Here is a 21,270-nt window from a genome sequence, read left to right as displayed (position 1 = left end):
GTGGTAGATGACCTCCCCAATCTGGCGTTTATGTTTTTTGATTAATTTTAAGGCGGTCGGATGTATTTCTTGCGTGCGTTTCGTTTTAAACGGAGCGGTTTTTACCAACCCTTTTGCGATTTTACCCATGACCAAACCAACTCAGGAATTTCAAGAAACACTCCGGCGGATGCTCGAAAGCCCGCCTAAGGAAAATAAGACGCTCAAGGAGACCAAAAATGAGAAAAAAGGTTCTCGGAAAAATAGCAAGTCTTCTGCGGCTAACGATTTGGATTGACGAACGCCGTTATGGCGTCCGTCCTGTTTATGAAGCAGACTTGGAAAACTAGAAGCGCTTACTTATCCAGTCGTTCGTCCCCTTGAATGCCATATGATGTTTAGGGCTACTTTCAATTTTTACAACGCAGATTGCGTCGTCATCGTCTTTGAAACCTTTGAAGTGATCTCTGACCACTGAAGTTTCATCTGTAGTTAAGTCTAAGAACCAAAACGAGTTCATTGCCTTATGGGCGTTTAGACGTTTAAGTTCGTCCCATAGTTTCTGGTAGTCTTTTTCTTTGTTAAGCTGGTAGCTGATAGCGTAGTAAGCCATTGGTTTTCTCCTTGATGGCAAGAAGAGAGCGAATTGACTTTTCAGTTTTACAATGCATGTTGCGTTTCCATTCCGAAGTATCCGCGTCGCTCTCAACAAGTTAAGCGGAGACCTTCAAACCGAGGCACAAGACGCGCTAACGTCTTGTGCCTCATTGATTCGTAAGGTCGTCACGGGGACTCTGCACGATTCAAGGTTGTGCGCAATAGCGTCAGTGTGGATAGGATGTTCTACTTACGTTCCCAGCTCGGAACCCAACCCCAGTGATTAGAAAAGCGTCGTCCTTTACGCGGCTTTATTAGTCCGCCGATAAGTTAAACGCTTGCCCTCGATGCCGCGTAAACACGCATCACGGCGCTCATTATCGTTCAAAGCGCGACCATTGTAGCGGAAGTCAAACTCTGTGACGTAGCGCTGTAGGTGGCTTTCACCACAATGCTGATACGTGCCGACCATGCCGCGCTTAAAGATGCTGTAGTAGCCCTCTAGCGTGTTTGTGTAGGCGTCTCCGCGCACATATTCGCCACGTGAGTGATTGACCTTGCTGTGACGATTAAATTCCTCACCTACGATTGTGTAGAGGCGGCTTTCATCCGTCATAAGGTTAGACTTGCGCGAGACGTTGCGAACAAGAATTTCACGGATGTTAGCGCGATCTGCACGGTCCACATGGAAAGAACGGATTGAGCCGCCACGTTCGACAAGCGAAACGACGGTGTATTTGTTGCCGACGCCAGAGAAGCCGCCCTTAGTGCCTTTTGCCGTAGCAGAGCGCTTCATAGCGCGTTTCTTTTTATGGCTCACTTTGTTGCCATAATAGGTCTCATCAGCCTCTACGATCTTATCAGGACCGCCCATAGGGGGCGGCGTCGTGTCAGTCATAGCCTCGCGGATGCGGTGACACATGAACCATGCGGTTTTGTAGGTGACGCCAAGCATACGGTGAATTTGATGCGCGCTCATGCCTTTCTTAGAAGACGTGAGCAGGTGCGTCGCCAACAACCACTTGTTCAAAGGAACCTTAGAGCGCTCAAACACGGTCCCAACGGTGACGGTGAACTGCTTACGGCATTCAGTCTCGTTACACTGGCGAAGGCCAGCGCGGTGAGACTTACCCTTAAGCTCACGGGCGTTGAATGAGCCACAATGCGGGCAGACAGCGCCTTCAGGCCACCGCGTAGCTTCCAAATGAAGGCGAGCGGCTTCTTTGTCGAGAAAGATGGGATTGTAGATATCGGCGGTCATGCCAGTTTAATGACTGTATTTGCCTGCTTTGTCAAGTATATAATAGCCACTATTTTCCTAACACTCTGCATCCTTCTGTAGACGAACGGGGCGCTGCGCCCCTGTTACAAACCCCTCATCCACGAAAACCGGGTCTACCCAAGGCGGCCTCGCGTCTGTATAGCGACGCGCAAGATGGTTGATATGTCGCTAAATCCTGACTTGCCGATACGGTCCCACGCCGCGAGCGATGCGCTGGGCCTATGGGAGCCAAAACGCACGCTCACCTTGGCTGCGGCACGGAAACATACACAGAGGATCGCCTTTCTTCGGCGGATGTTGATTGGGGCCTCGGGGGCCTTGGTCGCCTTGCTGATTTATTACTTTGTCACCCAGAGCAATGAACAGGTGATCGAGGACGATCCGGATACATCCGTGCGTATGATCAACCCGCGCTATAGCGGCCGCACCTCGGATAATTTACCGTTTTACCTGACATCTGACTCTGCCACCCGGCAGTTGGAAAGCCGCACCGAAGTGGCCTTGGTCAAGCCGGTGTTGGAATTCATTCGCGCAGATGGGGCCGAGAGCAGCTTTGTTGAGGCGGATGGCGGCACCTATGATGACGTCAATAAAATCCTTAATCTGCGCACCGATTTAACCAAGCCGGAGAGCGAACGACAGAATGTCGTGCTCGAAACGGATGACGGCTACCGCTGCGTCACCTCCCACGCCCGGATCTTTGCACGCGAAAAACGTATTATTGGTGACGAGCCGATTACCTGCGTCGGGAATTTCGGCACGGTCAATGGTAATGCCTATGAGATCCTTGATAATTACCGCAACTTTATTTTTAAGGACGGTATGGATGGCATCATTAATCGCGACAGCGATAATGCGGCAGGCCTGCGCGGAACGCCTGAACGCGGTGCGGCAATCGCGCGTCCGATTTTTGGCTTTGACGGCGATGGCCCCATTAATGTGAGTGCCAATCAAGCCACCTATGTTGGCGGCACAACCGATCTGGCCGGGAATGTTATTGTCGTGCAGGACGGGTCAACGATTTATTCCAACGATATGACGATCCTTCGCGATCAAGCGGATAGCCCCGCCGCCGCCGCGGGGACAATTCGGCTTGGCGCTGTGCGCGAGATTATCGCAGTCGGTGACTTTCGCTACGTCTCGGAAGACAATGACGTACGCGGCGACAAGGGTGTTTATGAGCGTGACAAATCATTGATGACCGTCACAGGCAAAGTGACTGTCGTGCAGCCGGGCGGCAACACGGTCTCGACCGACCGCCTCGTCTATGACACAGTAACAGAGACAATCCGTTTTTCCGGTCAGTGCCAAGGCCGGGATTGCGGCACGGACGACCGAACCCGGATCGTCATCGAGAATTAGGGTAGATTATGAGAACCGTTCTTCGTCTTATAGCTGGCACCTGTGCCGCGCTCGCTTTTGCGGGCTCAGCCCACGCGCAATTTGCGGGGGCTGCGGGCGGTAATATTGAGCTTTATGCCGATGATGCTGTCTCGTCCAAGGGCGTGACAACGCTCACCGGGCAAGTCGATGCGCGGCAAGACGATGTCCGAATTTTAGCGGATAAGATGGTGATCTATAGCAAACCGAGCAGCACGGGTGGTACGCCCTCTGTCGGAACAGCGGCGGGTGATATTGAACGCATCGTCGCCACAGGCAATTTCTTTTACATCACGCCGACACAAGAAGTGCGCGGCGACAAAGGTGTCTATATGGCGGTGGAAGACACGTTCGAAGTCACCGGCAACGTCATCCTGACCCAAGAAGACAGTGTCGTGCGCGGCACCCGATTGATTTATGAGCTTGGCTCGCAAAAAGCGCGCGTGATTTCAGAGTGTAAAGGTCGCCAGTGTGGACGGCAGAGCCGAGTCGCAATTTTGATCAAAAATACCCCACAAGCCGCGGCGACAAGCAGCTAGTCATGACGGATACGCTCGCGAATCCTGATGGCTCGCCCCATCCGACCGATCAATCCGGCTTGACGTCCGAACCTATAGTCGTGACTCCGCCGGCCTCGGGTCTGGCCGCAAATAATATCGGCAAAGCTTACCGCGGCCGTGTCGTGGTCAAAGACATCACCCTGACCGTGCAACGCGGGGAAGTTGTGGCCCTGATGGGTCCGAACGGCGCGGGAAAAACCACCAGTTTCTACATGATTATGGGCCTGATTGAGGCCGATCGCGGCTCGATCACGCTCGATGGTCAAGATATTACCGGGCTGCCGATGTATCAGCGCGCGCGCCTCGGCGTCGGCTATCTACCGCAGGAACAATCGATCTTTCGCGGGCTATCGGTGGAAGAAAACATCAAAGCCGTCGTGCAGCTGACGGAAAAAGATCGCTCCAAGTGGAACGATAATGTCGATGCGCTGCTGGACGAGCTCAACATTGGGCACATTCGCAAATCGCCAGCGCTCGCCTTGTCAGGCGGGGAACGTCGCCGCGTCGAAATCGCGCGCGCCCTCGCTTCACGCCCGTCTTTCATCCTGCTGGATGAGCCGTTTACCGGAATCGACCCAATTGCGATTGCCGATATTTCTGAGTTGGTGCTTTATCTCAAGAAACGCGGTATAGGCATCCTCATCACCGATCACCGCGTCCGCGAAACTCTCGACATCGTCGACCGCGCGTCTATCCTGTTCCAGGGCGAAGCCTTGTTTGAAGGCACACCCGACGAAATCCGGGCGAATAAAGATGTGCGGCGGGTCTATTTGGGCGAAAAATACGCCTAATTAACGAAAACATCCGCTCCGACCGATAGGGAAAGGCTGTACGCGTGGTATCGTTACGTTCGGACCGAACGAGGGCCTTTAAGGCCCTTTTTCAACCCAGAATTATTGTGCCGAAGCCAACGCCACAGCCTCGCGTTGACGTTTATCCGACTGTAAACTGCGCACTTAATCGGCCATTCGCATCTGTGCTCACCACCACGCGGTCCAATGTCACCGTATACGCGCCGATCAAATCATTGAAAAAGCCATAAAGCGCTTGAGTCTCGGCCTCGTCAATCCAGACAGAAAACGCGCCGTCCCCGTCCGGCTGCACCCGCGTAAGCTTGACATTTTGCGCGCGGGCAACCGTGATGAGGACAGACCGATCAAACGGCGCCCGCGGTCCCGCAGTTCCCTGGTCCGGCGACAGGCGTGATACGAGCGCGAGGTTCGCCTTAGCCCGGAGGAGATCAGATTGCGCCTTAGACGTCGTCGCTTGGAGCGGCAAAACCACGGCAAAAAGGATCAGAAAGACCGCCACCAGAGCGGACAAAACCGCGAGCAAAAGCCGTTCGCGTGGCTCGCGACCGTCCCACCAGCTTGAAAACTGAGCGATCATGACCCGCCCCCTAAGCTCAACGAGGCATCCCCAATGAAACGGCCATTTTGTTCCCGCACGCCGCCAGTCACAAAACTTGCGCCAGATGCGGCAACAGTGCGTTCCAACGCCCCCGCAGCTTCGAACCCCGGATAAATCAGGCGTAACCGGAGGCTATTTTCTCGGAGCTCATAGGAGAGCCGCTCAACCGTTATATCGGGATGAGCGGCCATCGCGGTAAAAAGCGTATCCGACAGCGCGAGGAAAGCCGCCGGATCCGTGTCCGACGGACCCATCTGCCGCGCGGCACGGGCTAAATTATCTGGCGCGGCCTGTCCCGTCACTTGCGTGTAAAGCGTCCGCGCTTTGTCTTGTACGGCGTCAGCCTGCGCCTGTGTCGCCCGCGTATTCGCTACACTCAGACCGAGGCCAAGCAGACCGCAGACGAGCGCGGCCGCCGCGACCCGCGCCCAAGGTCCCGCCTGTATTTGCGTGCGGCGGCGATAGGCCCCGCTGCGCAAATTGAGCGCTACGCCACTGTCGATCCGATCAAACAGCGCCCGAGCCACCGTTTCATCATCATAGACCGCGCCAGATGTCTCAGCCCAGTCGGGGTCAACGGCATCGCCTTGCGGCCCCGGTGTCACGACACGGTCAAGAAGGCGGACCGGCCCCCCTGCCAAGCCCGACAAGGCATCAAAATCGGCATAAATAAAGTGCGGATCAAAACGCTCTAACAGCGCGGCCATGACCCTACGCGCAATCATCACGGTTGGCGCGGGATCGCCCGACCCAATAACAATATGCAAATCATCCAAATCAGTCGCCAGTCGATCTTCATGCGCGAAACGCGCGACGCTTACCCGTTCTGGACCGCGAATTTTCTCCGGTAAGTCCGTCAAAAACGCCCGCACATGTTGGCCCGGAAGAACAATCGCATAGGGCGCGCGCAGCATCGGGGACAGCGTCTCAATATCACCGCGCACAGTTTCAGTTCCGTCGCGTGTGCGCCGAGCGAGCAGTGTCTCACCGTTCGGGTCATCTGGCAGGATTAAAACCATGTCTGTCATGGGGTTTCCCCTCCCTGATCGGCTGTGGGCTCTTGCTGTGCCCAAGTGACAGACGGAAATTCGTCCCATCCCCACGCTCGGTATGAAAGCGCAGGTTGCCCGCTGTCTAGCCCTTCATAGGCCAATAACTGCATCTGTTCGACAGGGCCAAATCGAATGATCGTTTCCGCCACAATCCGGTGGGGAGCAAACACGATATCACTGAGTTGCGCGGCGGGATTATCATAGCCTTGTAATGCGGGGGCCGCGAGCAGTCTGTCCGACGACCCATACCCGTCATCAGGACGCGCCGTGATCAGATCAACCGCAATCTGTTCGGCCTGAGGCCCGCCGCCCAATATTGTAGCTAAAACGGGCGCGTGGCGCGCCTCCGCCGTGTCGATATTAAACCGGGTCTGCGTTCCGGGCGTCCCGATACAGACATGCGGCAACAAGCGACGAAACAAGGCCTCATCCATATCATTGATCGCGCGTAGCTCCGTCACCGATTGCATCGGGACATTCGCTGTTCGGTGCGGTCCGCCGCCCCTCCATGTCTGCGCCGCTTGGCGTGACAAATAAGTCCCGTCTTCCGCCCCGCCCGCCCGCGTCTGGCTATCCGTGTCGACCCAATCGACAGCCGCAGCGGCAATGCTAGACGCGCGACTTTGATCGACGCCAATCGCCCGCATAAGGGATGTAAAGCGTTGCTGCGCCGTGTCGGACCCCAGTCCAGCTCCACTGGATAAGGCGCTCAATCGGAAACAATGCGTCCCGTCGCTAACGGCCAGGGTGATCGACCCATTATCGAACGGCAGCACAATCGGATCTCCGCTGCGGAGCTGTGCATTGAGCGCTGCGCCCTCGACCCCCGCAACAAGATCGATCTGACTCTGGGCGAAATCACGCGCGCCTTGCGCATAGAGATCCGCTTGTGAGCGCGCGTTAAGCGCGGACGTGCGAACGACAGACGTGCGCACCGTCGCGAGCAAGGCCAGCGCAACCGCACTCATCAGGCTCAGCACGAGGAGCGTGCTCAGGAGCACCGTTCCGTCTTCATCGGATCGCGCGCGACTATGCATCCGGCGTCTCAAAAATATGCTGCGTTGTGGTGCCGTCAGCATGGGTCAATGTAATTGAGATCGCGTTCGCGCTAAGCGTTGACCCGGCCGTTTCTCCGCGCCTAACTTGAGATAGAAGCGTCTGAATGCTATCTATCCTCTCCGCAGGCTCCACCACCATCGCATCCACCCCATCGAGCACAATGCGGTCAATTGGCGGTTCGACATAGGCCGGGTTTTCATGCGGCAGGAACGCTCGGATCAACTGGCCATTTTCAACGCGCCACGACACACGGAGCAAGTCGCCGCGCGCAAAAATTCCGTCGGGATTGGGGCGAGCGCGACGGGTCAACGTAAAGCGGTCTGTTTGCACCGCCTCGCGCGAGAGGTCGATGAAACCGCCCAGCCCGTCGCGGTTATGGCGCAGTGTCATTGCCGCGAAATCATCCGCCATAATCTGGCGGGCGGCAGCCAGCTGTTCAATTTGTTCAATCTTCGCCTCGGACCGTTCGCGCGCATCCAAGGTTGCGGTCAGGGCGATCAACGTACCGAGGCTGATAAGCGAGAAAATAAACATAGAGACCAGCACTTCAACCAGCGTGAAACCAGCCTCGCGGTCAGGATTATGAGGCAGTTGCGCCGTCATTCGTCGCCCCCCTCGTCAGAGGTCGTGGAGACGATCTGCGTCTGGGACTCGTATCGAAAGGCGCGACGGTCCGACAGAATGCGGTCTTTGTCGCGTTCAAACACATGCACGGTGATTTCGTAAAATCCGGCTTGCTCGGTATCACTCGTTTCCGTGACGACGTCAAAATCCATTCCGCCGGATACCGCCTCTGTTCGTTCAATGCCCAATTCCAGTGACGCGATGCGCGTCAGAACAACCGTATTATCTGCCACAAACCCCGCATGGGTTCGGAATTGTAACGCCGACGTGCCCGACACAGCCAATGTTGCCGCCCGGTTCAACCCGACAATGGCGAGGCTGAAAATGGCGAGGCTGACCAGCACCTCAACAAGAGTAAAACCCGCATCATTGCCCGCGTCATTGCTCAAGCGTCTCATCGCTCGACCGTCCGGATAACCCGTCCGCGCTCATCCGCACGGAGGATATATTGTCCGTCCCGCGCAGCGAATGTCAGGGTGAAGTCCGGAACCGCGCCATAGGGTTCAAACAGCAACGTCGGCTCAGCAGTCTCTGGCAGCTCTATGCGGTCCCCGTTGCGGTTGAGCGTAACCCGCGCGTCTTCCGGCCACGGTAGGTCCACCGCGCGCGACCAGCTGCGTCCGTCATGTCGAAACAGCACCAGCGCGTCTGCATCCAGGCCCAGCGCGCGTATCTCACCGGCAACGACACCGTCGTCTAAAAACCGCGAGACTTGCGCCGTGATCGCGGCGCTCACGCGGTCCGTCTCGCTGCGGGGTTTCGGTAAGTTCAAGACTACGGCCCCTAGCATAAGCGACAGGATCGCGAGCACAGCGAGCAGTTCGACCAGAGAAAAACCCGCCTCACGATTATTATGCCTGTCAGCCTTATTGCGAATTGGTGATGTCGGCATCCGGGCCTTCCCCACCTTCTTGCCCATCTGCACCATAGCTCAGCAGATCAAACGGGCTCGTTTCACCCGGATTGCGATAGACATAAGGATTGCCCCACGGATCATCGCGGAGTTGTTGCACATAGCCTTCGTCCGGATATTTGGCGGCGTCCACGCTCGACGGGGCTTCGACTAACGCCTGCAATCCATCCTGTTCACTCGGATAGCGGAAATGATCGAGGCGATAGAATTCTAGCGCGGTTTCATAAGACGCGATATCGGCGCGGGCTTTGGTGATCGACGCATCGCCAAGGCGCGGGAGCACCGCCAGCACAACGCCCGTCGCCAGCAGGCCAATGATGGCCATGGTCACAAGGACTTCGGTCAGGGTGAAACCATCATCCATTGATCGACGGGCGGTTTCTATATCGGGTTTTTGCATGGCGGAACTCCTAAAAACTAAGCGTATTCAGTTGCAGGATCGGCAGGAATATCGCGGCCGCAATCAACAGCACAATCCCACCAATCACGATAATAATAAGCGGCTCTAATAAGCTGAGAAAGATTTGCGTGGCCGCTTCGAACTCGCCTTCAAGATAATCCGCAGATTTGGCGAACATCGGCCCGGTCTTGCCGGAGGCCTCGCCGCCGAGCACCATTTGCACAACCAGTGGCGGGAACACATGTGTTTGTTTGAGTGCTGCGCTGATCGCTGTGCCTTCACGAACCCGCAAGGCAGCGTCACCGACGGCCCTGCGCATCACGACGTTACGAAGCGTGTGCCGGGCCGTTTCCATCGCGGTCAAGGCCGGAGTCCCGGCCGAAATTAAGCCTGCAATGGTACGCGAAAATCGGGCCGCTTCGAGATTTCGGATAATCCGCCCGATGAGCGGCAGGCGCAGCTTCGTCCCATCCCATTGACGACGCCCCGCCTCGGATCGTTTCCAAACAGAAAACAGACCGTAAGCCCCGCCGATCACGATCAAGATCACCCACCAATTTGATTGTAAAAACTCAGACGCCGCAATCGTTCCGCGCGTGAGGGGCGGTAGCTCTTCCCCTAATATGGTGAACTGTTCCGCCACTTTAGGCACGACCAGCGTTAGCAAAATCACCGTGACGATCAGCGCAATTGCGAGCAGCAGGATCGGATAGACCGTCGCGCCGAGTATTTTACGCCGGATTGCATCGGCCGCTTCCATGTCGTCGGCCCGGCGTTCCAGCACAGGGCCGAGTTGCCCCGCCGTTTCGCCCGCCGCGACCATCGACGTGAACAACGAATCGAAAACATCCGCATGTCGCGCTAAGGCTTCTGACAGGCGCGCGCCCTCCATCACTTGGCTGCGCGCATCCAGCAGTACGCCCCGTAGGCGGGATTTCTCAAACTGGAGGGCGGTAATACGTAAGGCTTCTTCGACCGGCGTTGAGGCCGAAATCAGGATCGCCAGCTGCCGGGCCGCACGCGTGATATGGGCGCGTTTGATCCGACCGCCTTTTGCGGCCGTTTCGCGTTCGCCGCTATTCGATTTTTGTCGCGACGGCTTGATCTCAACTGGCGTGAGTTGGCGCGCGCGCAATTGATCGCGTGCGGCGCGCGCCGAACCCGCCATAAGCGTTCCCTTCCGGCGCGTGCCAGAGGCGTCAAGCGCGGCATAGTCAAACGCGTCCAAGCTTAGACCTCATCCGAGCGGCAAACGCGCAGCACTTCGTCAGAACTGGTCAGGCCCGCGGCCACCGTTTGCGCGCCGTCGCCCAATAAAGTCTGGCGTGTTTTAAACGCGTGGGCCGCCATCACAGATTCGGTTGCACCCGCATGAATCATACCACGCAGTGTCTCGTCCATCGGCACGATTTCGTAGATCCCAAGCCGCCCTTGGTAGCCGACATTGGCACATTTCGGACAGCCGACAGGCTTATAGAACGTCGGTTTCTTGAGTGTCAGACCCAATTCGGCCAGTTCCGCCGGGGTCGGCGTATAAGGCGTCTTACACTCACCGCAGAGGCGACGAACGAGCCGTTGGGCGACCAGTGCTGTGAGGGTTGAGGCCAGCAAAAACGGCTCCACCCCCATATCGCGGAGACGCGCGACAGAGGCAATGGCGCTATTGGTATGGACGGTCGAAAGAACGAGGTGGCCCGTCAGGGAGGCCTGCACGGCAATGTCCGCCGTTTCAGGATCGCGAATTTCACCGACCATGACCACATCCGGGTCTTGGCGCAGGATCGCGCGCAAACCGGCGGCAAAGCTCATCCCAACGGCATTATTTACTTGGGTTTGACCAATCCCATCCAGCGCATATTCAACCGGGTCTTCGACCGTCAAAATATTGCGCGATCCATCATTCAGGCGCGACAAGGCTGCATAAAGCGACGTTGTTTTGCCCGAACCCGTGGGTCCGGTGACAAGAATTATGCCATTTGGCCGCGCCAGTGAGGCAGCGAAGGTTGCCTGCACGTCCGGGTCCATACCCAGTTCTTCGAGCGCCATGCGTTGATTGTCTTTTTCCAAAATCCGCATCACGACCCGCTCGCCGTGACGCGATGGCAGGGTCGAGACCCGCAAATCAATCGCGCGTTCGCCGAGATTAAGCGAAAAGCGCCCATCCTGCGGGATGCGTTTTTGCGCAATATCCAGACGGCTCATGACCTTCACCCGGCTGGTCAGGGCGGGGGCGAGGCGCGCAGGCAGAGACAGAGCTTCTGAGAGCGTGCCGTCTATGCGAAGCCGCACGGCCAACCGTTCTTCATATGGTTCGATATGGATGTCGGAGGCCCGCGACCGGATGGCTTCTTGCAAGATACCATTGATAAGCCGGATAATCGGCGCGTCATCCGAACTATCGAGCAGGTCCGAGGTCCGTGGCAGGCCGTCGGCCAAAGCCGAGAGGTCTTGCGGTGCGCCGAGGGCGTCCTCGGACGCGCCCGCGAGGTCGGCTTGGGCATATAAGCCGGACAATTGTTGCTCAAACGCTTCGGGTGAGAGAGTTTCGCGCGACACAGAATGCCCCACAACGCGCCGCGCTTCGATCAGCGCATCGCGCGACGTTTGGGCTTTATGCGCCAAAACCACGCCGCCATCTGCGTCCGGCACAGCGATGACGCCGTGTTGCCGCGCAAAGGCATACGATAAAACGGGGCGGGACGTAGTGACGGACATGGGACGACTATAGCGCGCCCACGCGAGAGCGGACATTAAAGTTTTGTGGCGTTTGCAGCGAGGGGCTGATGCGGTTCCGCGTTACTGAAACTTCGTCCAAAATCCAGATAGGGCCTTGGCTTTCGGGCCGAAAATTGCCGCAGTGAAATGGCTCGACGCCGCCCGCTTTACGACTTCTGTCCGTGTCGGATAAGGTGAAATCATGGACGTAATTTGGCTGAGCTTTAATCCTCCGGCCATTGCGAGGCTAATCGTGTTGATGATTTCGCCGGCTTGGGAGCCGACGCAGGACGCGCCGATGATCTTGGATTTACTGTCCAAATAAAGCTTCACCCCGCCGACCAAATCGCGTTCCGCAATCGAGCGGTCATTCTCCGCAAAGTCGAAATGCACCGTCTTGGCGGCGGCTTCATGGCCGGCACCGATCGTGCCCAGTTCTGGCTGCGTATAGATCACGGCGGGCATCCGGTTGGTTGTCGCTTTGGCAAACATCGCACCCAATCCCGGCGGCATGAAGTAGAGGTTCTTAATCAGCGCCCCGGCATGATGACCTGCGGCGTGCGTGAGCCCGCCTTTGCCCGCAGCGATATCGCCCGCCGCATAAACGCGGGGGTTGGATGTGCGCAGCGCTTCGTCGGTATCAATCCCGGCGCGGTCATATTTTACCCCGCCCTTTTCAAGCGCGAGGCTGTCAACATTGGGCGAACGGCCGGCAGCGACAAGTAAATGTGACCCTGTGATCGTTTCGCCATCTTCGAATTCGATTTTAATCGTGCGCGCGGTTTTAGAAATGAGCTTGGTCTTGGCAGGGGCGCGGAAATTGACGCCCTCGGCTTTAAGCGCGTCAATCAACACTTTCGCATGATCCGGGTCGGAGTGTCCAAGCGGTTCCGCAATATCGATAATTGTCACTTTGGAGCCGAGCCGCCGGAAGCTCTGCCCCATTTCCAGCCCAATGGGACCGGAACCGATGATCATCAGATGTTTCGGTAAGGTCGGCACCTGAAAGATCGTCTCATTGGTCAAATAAGGCACATCTTTGAGCCCCGGGATCGGCGGCGCCGAGGCGCGTGATCCGGCGGCGACCACGATACGTTTCGCGCGCACAATATGGCTGTCTGATACAATCGTGTTTTTATCGTCAAACCGCGCGTCTTCGGTCAGCACCGTCACGCCGAAGCCTTCGTAGCGTTCAACACTATCGACGGGGGCGATTTGGTCGATCACCCCTTGGATGTGAGCTTTGACTGCGTTGAAATCGATCTCGGGCTCACTCGGCGCAACGCCAAATTCGGCGCCGTGACGACGCTCATGTGCCACTTTCGCCGCTTTGATCAGGGCTTTGGACGGGACGCAGCCCGTATTCAGGCAATCGCCGCCCATATTTTCGCGCTCAAATAGGACGACGCTGCGCCCCAGATGTGCCGCGCCGTATGCGACGGAGAGACCCGCAGATCCCGCCCCAATGACGCAGAGATCAACGTCGTGAACTGTTTTGCTCATGATTCCGTCACGCCTGCAGGCGCACCTTTGATTTTTTTGTAAACAATTGGGAGGAGCGACAGAGCGATGAGGCCCAAAATGGGACCGATCACTTTGGGCTGCAACATCAATCCGCCCAGATTAGCCTCGCCGCCTTGATCAAAAATCGCCCCAATCCCAGCGCCGACGCTGGCATATACCAGCGCGCCGGGAATGATGCCAAAGAAGGTCGACAGCATATAATTACGGATTTTCACATCAAACAAGGCTGGGACAATATTGACGATAAAGAAGGGAAACGCCGGGATCAGGCGTAGAATGAACAGGTAGGACAGTTCATTTTCTTTCAGACCTTTTTCAAATTTCTTCATATAAGGCCCCGCCTTTTTCGACAATGCGTCGCCAAAAGCGTAGCGCGCCGCGAGAAAAATGCCGGTTGCACCCAATGTGGCCCCGACAACAATCCCAAAGCCGCCAACAAGGGTTCCAAACAGAAACCCGCCAAAGAGGGAGAGAAAGCTCGCGCCAGGGAAACTAATCGCGACGAGGATCGCATAAGTGGCGATGAACCCGAGTAAGGCCAAGACCAAATTATCGGCAACGAGCCCAGTCAAGAACTCGCGATTTTCGCGCAAACTCTCCATCGAGACATAATCAGGTCCACCCACCGCGAAAAAGACCGCGAGAGCAACGCCGATTATACCGAGAGGAAGCAATCGCTTCCATAAAGGCTTGGGCGCCTCTGAGGGCACCGTGTCGATTGTTGAGTTCATGAGAGCAGTCTTCTTTTTGTAAGTCTTAATTAAACGGCGAGGACAATTTATTTTGGTTGGTTCAAATCCCAATTATAGTGGCTACCCTTGAATTTCGCGCCCGTACTGAGCGCTTTGAGACGCGCGCCCGTCGCGCGCTGCGCCAAATGGGCGCGAAGATCATCCTCACTGTCGCCAAAATCGGCAGCGAACCAGTTATAAATCTTGGACACGGCGATCCGGCCATCCTTGCGGATCATCACGCCTCGGTCTGAATTAATAAAGTCACTTGCCGCGACTTTCTGATCTTCGTCGAGACCGTCCGCCGTCCAAAGTTCATTGCGGAGGTTCGGACAGCCGAATGAGGCGCAATTGACCATGTAATGGATATAGGGCGTCGCGTAATCGACGCGCAAAATGTCATGTTCGATATTGTCGAGGCTCAATGTTTCGCCTTCGACCGTGACGACCTCCCGCTTCCACGGGCCGGATGAGAATGAGCCGAGTGAGCGGATGGATTTGATCGGGTAGTCATCCAGCACGACGTCCAGCGTGACGGCATTATAAAGGTTCGCCCAGTAGGCCGTCGCCTCAGGGTCAGTCATCGTGGACGGGGTTAGCGCGACTTGTTCCGCGATAAACGCCTTGATCGTTTCGTGATCGCCATTGGCCTTCGCTTGCGCATAATCGAACAGCGCCACACCCTCCGCGCCCGGGGTGAGACCCCTGCTCAGCACATCAGCATAGGCCGCCGTCGACGTTTTCATCATCGCGTTCGCTTTTTTTGTCATCGCAGGCGTCTCCGTAGAAGAAGGGGATGGATCAGAGGCCGGGTTAGCAAATGCGGGCGCAGCAACGGCAAAAACCGTGCATATCAACAGAGTACGAAACATGAGGGTCAGTCCTTTTTCAATGATTGTCGACTAACCCATTCCGATTAGAATAGCTTTACACGTCATTTCACATAGGCGAGAGCGAATTGTGAGATAAGAAACGACGTGTCCGCCTGAATGCGCGGCTTGACTTCATCTGCCTAGCCTCATAATGGCCGCGTCTGTAATTTCGACAGGTTTACGACCGCGTGAGCCTTCCTTTCTAGAGTAGTCAGATGAAACGTACTTTCCAGCCGTCCAACCTTGTTCGCGCCCGTCGCCACGGCTTTCGTGCCCGTATGGCCACGAAAAATGGCCGTAAGGTTTTGGCCCGTCGTCGTGCAAAGGGCCGTAAGGTTCTGTCCGCATAGACACTTAAGTCAGGGCCTTCGCCCGTGACCCAATCTCAGACATTAAAACTCGGGACGCTGCGAAAGCGTTCCGAGTTTTTATATGTGCGGGAGGGTGATTATGCGGCGCGCGGCGCGGTCGTTATTCAGACCCGCGAAAACCCATCGACGGCCGATACGCCTCATTCTGATGGACCCAACGCAAAAAATTTGGCCATTCGTTTCGGGGTGACGGCCACAAAACGCATCGGTAATGCGGTCATCCGTAATCGCGCCAAACGTCGCTTAAGGCGTGTCGCACACCAGCTTTTGCCCACTTTAGGCCGCCCTGGACAGGATTATGTCTTGATTGCGCGGGACCGCACCCCGACCCGCGACTGGGATCAATTGATTGATGACGCCACGCGAGCCTTGCATTCCCTACCCGGTCCGGGGCAAAGCCCGGCCAAACACTCTGCCGGGCGCCGGACATCGTCCGGTCCTTCATCCCCCTAACGGGGCCAATTGATTTCAGCTTCGAGCCTTTTCCTATGGACGACCAGCGCAGATTTATCCTTGCCATGGGCCTCTCGGTCTTTGTCTTCATGGCCTATTGGTTCTTCTTTGTCATGCCGACACAGCAAGCGGCCAAAGCCGACGCCGAAAGTGAAATGGCCCGCCTCTCCGCTGAACGGGCCACATCCAGCGCGCCGGCTACACCCGAAGTCCAAATCCAAGCGCGCGAAGTCCTTATCGCCACAGGGTCCCGGGTCGAGATTGATGCGCCCGGCATTCGCGGCACGCTACTCACGACCGGCTCACGCCTCGACGATGTGACGCTAAACGCCTATGATAAAACGCTCGATCCAGAAGATGGCCAAGTCGAACTGCTCTCGCCTGCAGGCGGAGAACGCGGCGCATTGGTTGCAGATAACTGGACCTTGCTGGGAATGGTGGGCGATCCGCTTGGCCTGAACACGGCGTGGGACGTTGTCTCTGGCGCGACGCTGACGCCCAGCAGCCCTGTTGTGATGCAGACACAGGTCGGAGGCGTCGATATTACGCGGACACTTACGATTGATGAGCACTTCCTGATCACAACGAGCGATCAGCTAACCAATAATGGCGCGCAACCTGTGACCCTGAACCGTCGCGGCGTCGCCCGTACGATCACCATGCCTGAAGGCCTGACCAACTTCTTCATTATCCAAGAAGGCCCGATTTCCGTCCTTGATGACAGCTACCACGATCAAACCTACAAAAAGACGGTCAAAAGTGACTGGTCCAATGTGGGCGACGCCGGTTGGACCGGGATGACCGATAAATATTGGCTTCACGCCGCGATCGCTCCGCAAGATGGTCGCACAACGGTCAATTTCAGTCACTCACTCATTGATGGGCAAGACGTCTGGGACGCGGTCTATACCGCCGACGCGATGACCCTCACGCCCGGCGCAACTGTTCAATCAACGGGCTATCTCTATGCCGGCGCCAAGGAACGCAATGTCTTGGAAGCTTATGAAGAGGACCTCGGCATTATCGGGATGAGTCGCGCCATTGATTGGGGCGCTATGGGCCTGTTGGTCCGTCCGATCATGTGGGCTCTGTCGAAATTGGGCCAGATGCTCGGCAATTACGGCCTCGGCATTCTCGCGCTGACATTCTTCATCAAGCTGCTCATGTTCCCGCTGTTCAACAAACAGTATCAGAGCCAGGCCAAGATGAAAAAGGTCATGCCGCAAACCAAGAAAATGCAGGAAAAGTACAAAGGCGACCGCGTTAAGCTGCAGCAAGAAATGATGAAGCTGTACAAAAAAGAGGGCGTCAATCCTGCGGCTGGGTGCCTTCCGGTGATCCCGACCATCTTCGTCTTCTTCGCGCTCTATAAGGCCGTGTTTATTGACATTGACCTCCGCCATGAGCCGTTTGTTGCATGGATCACCGATCTATCAGCAGCCGAACCGATCTCGATTTTGAACGGCTTTGGTTTCTTGCCGAACAACCCTCGCCCGGAGAGCTTCCTGTCCTTCATCGCGCTGGGTCCGCTCGCGATCCTCTACGGTATCACGATGAGCCTGATGTATATGCTGACCCCGCCAACGGGTGATCCGACACAAGCAAAAATCTTCAAACTGATGCCGTGGCTGTTCATGTTCATTTTGGCCAGTTTCCCGACCGGGTTGCTCCTCTACTGGTGTTGGAACAACGTCCTGTCCTTCTTGCAGCAATGGTACATTACCAAAAAGAACGACGTCGATACGCCAATTGACGCGTTCATCCGTAAAATAACGGGTAAACCAGACCCGGTCGAGACCGGCGAGTAGGACCCAACGTGGAGCCCATCAACACAGAGATCGAGTACACCCGCGCGCAGAAAGAGGCCGGACGGCTGCTATTTGCACGCGAAGTGACGTTCATGAAGTCTGCGGTTTCGCTCGATACGCTTCCGCCTATGGGCCCGCCGGAGATTTGCTTCGCTGGACGGTCCAACGTGGGCAAATCGACCTTGATCAATGCCTTGACCAATCATCACGGTTTGGCGCGCGCGTCGAATACGCCGGGCCGGACACAGGAATTGAACTATTTTGCCTGTAATACGGCGGATGGTCGTCCGCGCCTCTATGTCGTCGACTTACCCGGTTACGGCTTTGCGAAAGCCCCGAAATATAAAGTTGCGGCTTGGACAAAGCTGACGCGCGAGTTTCTGCGCGGTCGCGCCACCTTGCGGCGCATTTTCCTGCTGGTGGATAGCCGTCACGGCTTGAAAGACGTCGATCTGGAATTGATGGACATGTTGGATGAAACCGCTGTGATTTATCAAGTCGTGCTGACCAAATCCGACAAGATTAAAACAGGTCAGCTTGCGCGTGTGCAGGCGGCGACATTGGCTGCCATCGCCAAACGTCCGGCGGCCTTCCCGGTTGTCGCGGTGACAAGCTCGGAAAAAGGCCTCGGCATGCCGGAGCTTCGGGCTGAGATTGCGACCTTGGCCTTATCGGACCAAGGTCTATAACGCGGTTTATGGACGCCTCACCAGACACGATGAGCGACAGCTCGACGAACCGCCGCAAAAATGAAGGCGGATGGATGTCGGCTGAAACTTTATCGCGCGCGCTACCCTTCATTCAACGTCACGCGGGCGCGACGATTGTTGTCAAATTTGGCGGTCACGCCATGAGTACGCCAGAATTGATGGCGGAATTTGCCAAAGACATTGTCTTGCTCGCCCAAGTCGGGGTTCGTCCGATTGTCGTTCATGGCGGCGGGCCACAAATTGGCTCCATGTTGTCGCGTCTCGATATCAAAACTGAATTTAAAGACGGGCTACGTGTATCTGACATGGAAACGGTCGGCGTCGCGGAAATGGTTCTGTCAGGTGCCGTCAACAAAGCCATCGTTTCGGCGGTTAATTGCGCCGGTGGGCGCGCTGTCGGCATCTCAGGTCGGGATGCCCGTTTAATCACGGCGGCGCCTAAGGCGGAAGGACTCGGCTTTACAGGCGTTCCCGTAGCCACCGACACGCGCGTCCTCACCACCCTCACAGACGCTGGGTTTATTCCTGTCGTGTCGCCCATTTCAGCCGACACGTCGGGCGACGGATATAATATCAATGCCGACACGGTTGCCGGAACTCTAGCCGCAGCGCTCGGCGCGACACGGATGATCCTGATGACTGACGTCGAAGGGGTGATGGATAAGAGCAAACGCCTGTTAACCGATCTGTCCCGGACCGATGTCCAAGGCTTAATCGATGACGGCACCGCCCAAGGCGGGATGATTCCAAAGCTTACGACGGCGATGGACGCTGTGGCGGGCGGTGTTGAAGCCGTCGTTATTCTTGATGGTCGCCGGGCCCACGGTCTCATCGTCGAGCTGTTTACGGATGAAGGTGCGGGGACGCTCATTCATGCGTAGAGGATCCATTACAAAGAGCGCCCTTACGATCCTTGTATCGTTGGGCCTCGCCGGATCCGCCGCCGCGCAAGACGCCGCGACCGTTATTCCCGCAGATCCGACCCTCGTCGGACAGACCACGGAATGGCAAGTCTGTAACGAGACATCCTATGTTCTGCGCACAGCCAGTGCGTTTCTACGCGGCGGCGGGATGGCGGCTAAGGGCTGGAACGAGGTGCTACCCGGAGCCTGCATTATTATCACAACCCCCGTCAGCGGACCGCGCTTTCTATTCGCCGAAAGCATCGCCGCGCACCAAGGCGGGGTGCGTGAATGGAAAGGCACCACGCCGCTCTGCGTCGATGAAACCACCGATTTCACCTCCAGCGCGACGCAAGATTGCCGCCTTTCCAACCGGACGGAACGCAATTTCTTTGCCGTGCGTCCCGGCGAACCCGTGACAAGTTTGGTCGAACCGTCCGAATTTGGTCGCACCAAATCTGTCGTTGCCGCGCAGCAACGCTTATTGCGCGATGCGGGTTACGCGATTACGCGAATTGACGGACTTCCGGGTCGCAAAACATCGCGTCTACTCCGCGCGTTTCGCAAAGATCATGATCTGGACGCGACGGTCTCAGACGAACCGTTGATGCGGGCCCTCATCGCAGCCGCGCAAGACGCACAAGACAGCGTTGGCCTTGAAGTTTGCAACCAAAGTAGCGCGGCGATTTGGACGGCTGTGGCCACGCTCGAAAACGGTAAATGGCGATCGCGCGGATGGTGGCGGGCTGCACCGGAAGAATGCACGCGTCCTTTGGATATTCCCCTGCCGGGCACCGAAGCCCATGTTTTTGCCGTTCAAGAAGGTGAAGATGGTGCGGATAAGCGCTTGCGCACGGTCGCGACCACGCCCGCACAATTTTGTATTGCCGAGTCTAAATTCGACGCGCTCGGCAAGGATATGTGTATTGAACAAGGCTACGCCGTCGCGTCTTTCCGCCCCGTTCCAACCGAGGATAGGGGCGCCCGCATGCGCCTGTCAGATGCGGACTTCTCTGAGCAGACACCCGGCGGGTTGCGCCGCTGATCCGCGCCGAGCGGATCTGCGTAATCACTCTATGGACTTGTCTTCAATCCGCACCTGGATCTTTGATCTTGATAATACGCTCTATCAAGCGGACGTCAGCTTTTTCGCGGATATTGGCGAAAAAATGACGACCTTCATTTCGCGTCACCTTGCCTTACAGCCCGATCATGCACGCGAATTACAAGAAGAATATTTCCATGATTATGGCGCGACTTTATCAGGGTTGATGGATATTCACGGCATGGATCCGGCGGATTTCCTTGATTATGTTCATGATGTTGACCTGAGCGTTCTGACGCCGCAGCCCGCTTTACGCGCGGCGATTGCGCACCTCCCTGGACGCAAATTGATTTTTACCAATGGCTCTCGCGGACACATCCGCAATGTGACCCGACACTTAAACTTAGACGACTTATTTGACGGGGGTTTCGCCATTGAAGACGCGCATTACATCCCCAAACCCAAGCGCAACGCCTATGAGACCTTCAACCAAGTCTTTGACGTTGATCCGACCACCGCCATCTTTTTCGAAGATACGATCCGTAATCTCGAAGTTCCCAAAAAAATGGGCATGGCGACCGTGCTGGTGGGTGAAGAACCGGATTGGAGCCATAAACCCAAAGTCACGCGGGCATCTGGAACGACACGCGAAGCCGACTGGGTCGATGCGGTGACGAATGATTTGGCGGGATGGTTGGACGAATTTGGACCGGGTTAAAGCCCGAAGTCGGTCTTCATCTTTTATCGGGGGGCGGCGGACAATGCCCTTTTCCGGATGACAATTAGAGGCCTGATCTGGTGCGTTCCGCATCGCAAGCGCCTTTCTGGGCGCTCGTCCGTTCCAAACGTAACGAAAACACCTCTACAGCCCCTCCCTTCGGTC

General features: G+C 56.5%; 25 protein-coding genes. 11 read left to right on the top strand and 14 right to left on the bottom strand.

Annotated features, from left to right (window positions below):
- The first annotated feature begins 7 nt into the window (after positions 1 to 7).
- The gene (locus IE105_RS04060) at positions 8 to 277 is read left to right on the top strand and encodes a hypothetical protein (RefSeq protein WP_189495680.1); all 270 of its coding nucleotides are present in this window, start codon (positions 8 to 10) and stop codon (positions 275 to 277) included.
- A gap of 48 nt (positions 278 to 325) precedes the next feature.
- Here the strand turns inward: IE105_RS04060 and IE105_RS04055 are convergent, their stop codons facing one another.
- Together IE105_RS04055 and IE105_RS04050 are read right to left on the bottom strand one after the other, a co-directional pair.
- Entirely contained in the window at positions 326 to 592 is a 267-nt protein-coding gene (locus IE105_RS04055; protein WP_189495678.1) for a CRISPR-associated protein Cas2, read from the bottom strand.
- A gap of 285 nt (positions 593 to 877) precedes the next feature.
- Entirely contained in the window at positions 878 to 1,837 is a 960-nt protein-coding gene (locus tag IE105_RS04050) for an IS1595 family transposase (RefSeq protein ID WP_189495676.1), read from the bottom strand.
- Positions 1,838 to 2,020: 183 nt separating this feature from the next.
- On the opposite strand from IE105_RS04050, the gene lptC reads away from it, so the two are divergent.
- Genes lptC through lptB form a run of 3 tightly spaced genes read left to right on the top strand, consistent with a single transcriptional unit; the run spans position 2,021 to position 4,589 of the window.
- Positions 2,021 to 3,220 (top strand): LPS export ABC transporter periplasmic protein LptC, encoded by a 1,200-nt coding sequence (gene lptC, locus IE105_RS04045; protein ID WP_189495674.1) that lies wholly within the window; start codon positions 2,021 to 2,023, stop codon positions 3,218 to 3,220.
- Positions 3,221 to 3,228: 8 nt separating this feature from the next.
- The gene (locus IE105_RS04040) at positions 3,229 to 3,777 is read left to right on the top strand and encodes an LptA/OstA family protein (RefSeq protein ID WP_189495672.1); all 549 of its coding nucleotides are present in this window, start codon (positions 3,229 to 3,231) and stop codon (positions 3,775 to 3,777) included.
- Between the two features lie 2 nt (positions 3,778 to 3,779).
- Complete coding sequence (gene lptB, locus IE105_RS04035) at positions 3,780 to 4,589, top strand: LPS export ABC transporter ATP-binding protein (protein ID WP_189495670.1); 810 nt, start codon at positions 3,780 to 3,782, stop codon at positions 4,587 to 4,589.
- 142 nt (positions 4,590 to 4,731) lie between these two features.
- Here the strand turns inward: lptB and gspM are convergent, their stop codons facing one another.
- The 12 genes from gspM to IE105_RS03975 form a co-directional block, all read right to left on the bottom strand.
- Positions 4,732 to 5,187 carry a type II secretion system protein GspM gene (gene gspM, locus IE105_RS04030; RefSeq protein WP_189495668.1) on the bottom strand — a complete coding sequence of 152 codons (456 nt, stop codon included), beginning with the start codon at positions 5,185 to 5,187 and terminating at the stop codon, positions 4,732 to 4,734.
- The gene (gene gspL, locus IE105_RS04025; protein WP_189495666.1) at positions 5,184 to 6,236 is read right to left on the bottom strand and encodes a type II secretion system protein GspL; all 1,053 of its coding nucleotides are present in this window, start codon (positions 6,234 to 6,236) and stop codon (positions 5,184 to 5,186) included. Before gspL ends, gspM begins: the two co-directional genes overlap by 4 nt.
- Positions 6,233 to 7,297, bottom strand: coding sequence for a type II secretion system minor pseudopilin GspK (gene gspK, locus IE105_RS04020; RefSeq protein WP_189495664.1), 1,065 nt, complete (start codon positions 7,295 to 7,297; stop codon positions 6,233 to 6,235). Before gspK ends, gspL begins: the two co-directional genes overlap by 4 nt.
- Entirely contained in the window at positions 7,290 to 7,922 is a 633-nt protein-coding gene (gene gspJ / locus IE105_RS04015) for a type II secretion system minor pseudopilin GspJ (protein WP_189495662.1), read from the bottom strand. Before gspJ ends, gspK begins: the two co-directional genes overlap by 8 nt.
- Complete coding sequence (locus IE105_RS04010; protein ID WP_189495660.1) at positions 7,919 to 8,341, bottom strand: type II secretion system protein; 423 nt, start codon at positions 8,339 to 8,341, stop codon at positions 7,919 to 7,921. The genes gspJ and IE105_RS04010 overlap by 4 nt, the downstream gene beginning before the upstream one ends.
- Positions 8,338 to 8,835, bottom strand: coding sequence for a prepilin-type N-terminal cleavage/methylation domain-containing protein (locus IE105_RS04005; RefSeq protein WP_189495658.1), 498 nt, complete (start codon positions 8,833 to 8,835; stop codon positions 8,338 to 8,340). Before IE105_RS04005 ends, IE105_RS04010 begins: the two co-directional genes overlap by 4 nt.
- The gene (gene gspG / locus IE105_RS04000; protein WP_189495656.1) at positions 8,810 to 9,256 is read right to left on the bottom strand and encodes a type II secretion system major pseudopilin GspG; all 447 of its coding nucleotides are present in this window, start codon (positions 9,254 to 9,256) and stop codon (positions 8,810 to 8,812) included. Before gspG ends, IE105_RS04005 begins: the two co-directional genes overlap by 26 nt.
- 10 nt (positions 9,257 to 9,266) lie before the next feature.
- Positions 9,267 to 10,484, bottom strand: a complete 1,218-nt coding sequence (locus IE105_RS03995; RefSeq protein WP_189495654.1) for a type II secretion system F family protein — start codon at positions 10,482 to 10,484, stop codon at positions 9,267 to 9,269.
- A 2-nt stretch (positions 10,485 to 10,486) separates the two neighbouring features.
- A complete protein-coding gene (gene gspE / locus IE105_RS03990; RefSeq protein WP_189495652.1) occupies positions 10,487 to 11,971 on the bottom strand; it encodes a type II secretion system ATPase GspE in 1,485 nt (494 codons plus the stop codon).
- 81 nt (positions 11,972 to 12,052) lie between these two features.
- Positions 12,053 to 13,474 (bottom strand): dihydrolipoyl dehydrogenase family protein, encoded by a 1,422-nt coding sequence (locus IE105_RS03985; protein ID WP_189495650.1) that lies wholly within the window; start codon positions 13,472 to 13,474, stop codon positions 12,053 to 12,055.
- A complete protein-coding gene (locus IE105_RS03980; protein WP_189495648.1) occupies positions 13,471 to 14,226 on the bottom strand; it encodes a TVP38/TMEM64 family protein in 756 nt (251 codons plus the stop codon). The genes IE105_RS03985 and IE105_RS03980 overlap by 4 nt, the downstream gene beginning before the upstream one ends.
- 47 nt (positions 14,227 to 14,273) lie before the next feature.
- Positions 14,274 to 15,098, bottom strand: a complete 825-nt coding sequence (locus tag IE105_RS03975) for a DUF547 domain-containing protein (protein WP_189495647.1) — start codon at positions 15,096 to 15,098, stop codon at positions 14,274 to 14,276.
- 215 nt (positions 15,099 to 15,313) lie between these two features.
- Here IE105_RS03975 and rpmH point away from each other — a divergent pair, with 215 nt between their 5' ends.
- The 7 genes from rpmH to IE105_RS03940 are packed head-to-tail and all read left to right on the top strand — an operon-like array spanning position 15,314 to position 21,105.
- A complete protein-coding gene (gene rpmH / locus IE105_RS03970) occupies positions 15,314 to 15,448 on the top strand; it encodes a 50S ribosomal protein L34 (RefSeq protein ID WP_189495645.1) in 135 nt (44 codons plus the stop codon).
- A gap of 24 nt (positions 15,449 to 15,472) precedes the next feature.
- The gene (gene rnpA, locus IE105_RS03965) at positions 15,473 to 15,922 is read left to right on the top strand and encodes a ribonuclease P protein component (RefSeq protein WP_189495643.1); all 450 of its coding nucleotides are present in this window, start codon (positions 15,473 to 15,475) and stop codon (positions 15,920 to 15,922) included.
- A gap of 35 nt (positions 15,923 to 15,957) precedes the next feature.
- Positions 15,958 to 17,730, top strand: coding sequence for a membrane protein insertase YidC (yidC, locus tag IE105_RS03960; protein WP_189495641.1), 1,773 nt, complete (start codon positions 15,958 to 15,960; stop codon positions 17,728 to 17,730).
- Positions 17,731 to 17,747: 17 nt separating this feature from the next.
- Positions 17,748 to 18,419, top strand: a complete 672-nt coding sequence (gene yihA, locus IE105_RS03955; protein ID WP_189495763.1) for a ribosome biogenesis GTP-binding protein YihA/YsxC — start codon at positions 17,748 to 17,750, stop codon at positions 18,417 to 18,419.
- A gap of 29 nt (positions 18,420 to 18,448) precedes the next feature.
- The gene (argB, locus tag IE105_RS03950) at positions 18,449 to 19,321 is read left to right on the top strand and encodes an acetylglutamate kinase (RefSeq protein WP_373299043.1); all 873 of its coding nucleotides are present in this window, start codon (positions 18,449 to 18,451) and stop codon (positions 19,319 to 19,321) included.
- On the top strand, positions 19,314 to 20,387 hold the full coding sequence (locus IE105_RS03945) for a DUF1036 domain-containing protein (RefSeq protein ID WP_189495639.1): 1,074 nt from the start codon (positions 19,314 to 19,316) through the stop codon (positions 20,385 to 20,387). The genes argB and IE105_RS03945 overlap by 8 nt, the downstream gene beginning before the upstream one ends.
- A gap of 31 nt (positions 20,388 to 20,418) precedes the next feature.
- Complete coding sequence (locus IE105_RS03940) at positions 20,419 to 21,105, top strand: pyrimidine 5'-nucleotidase (RefSeq protein ID WP_189495637.1); 687 nt, start codon at positions 20,419 to 20,421, stop codon at positions 21,103 to 21,105.
- Positions 21,106 to 21,270: the final 165 nt, after the last annotated feature.

Origin of the sequence: Algimonas arctica (assembly GCF_014652695.1) — a bacterium.
In the GTDB taxonomy this organism is placed as follows: domain Bacteria; phylum Pseudomonadota; class Alphaproteobacteria; order Caulobacterales; family Maricaulaceae; genus Litorimonas; species Litorimonas arctica.
This window is presented reverse-complemented; position numbering and strand designations above follow the sequence as displayed.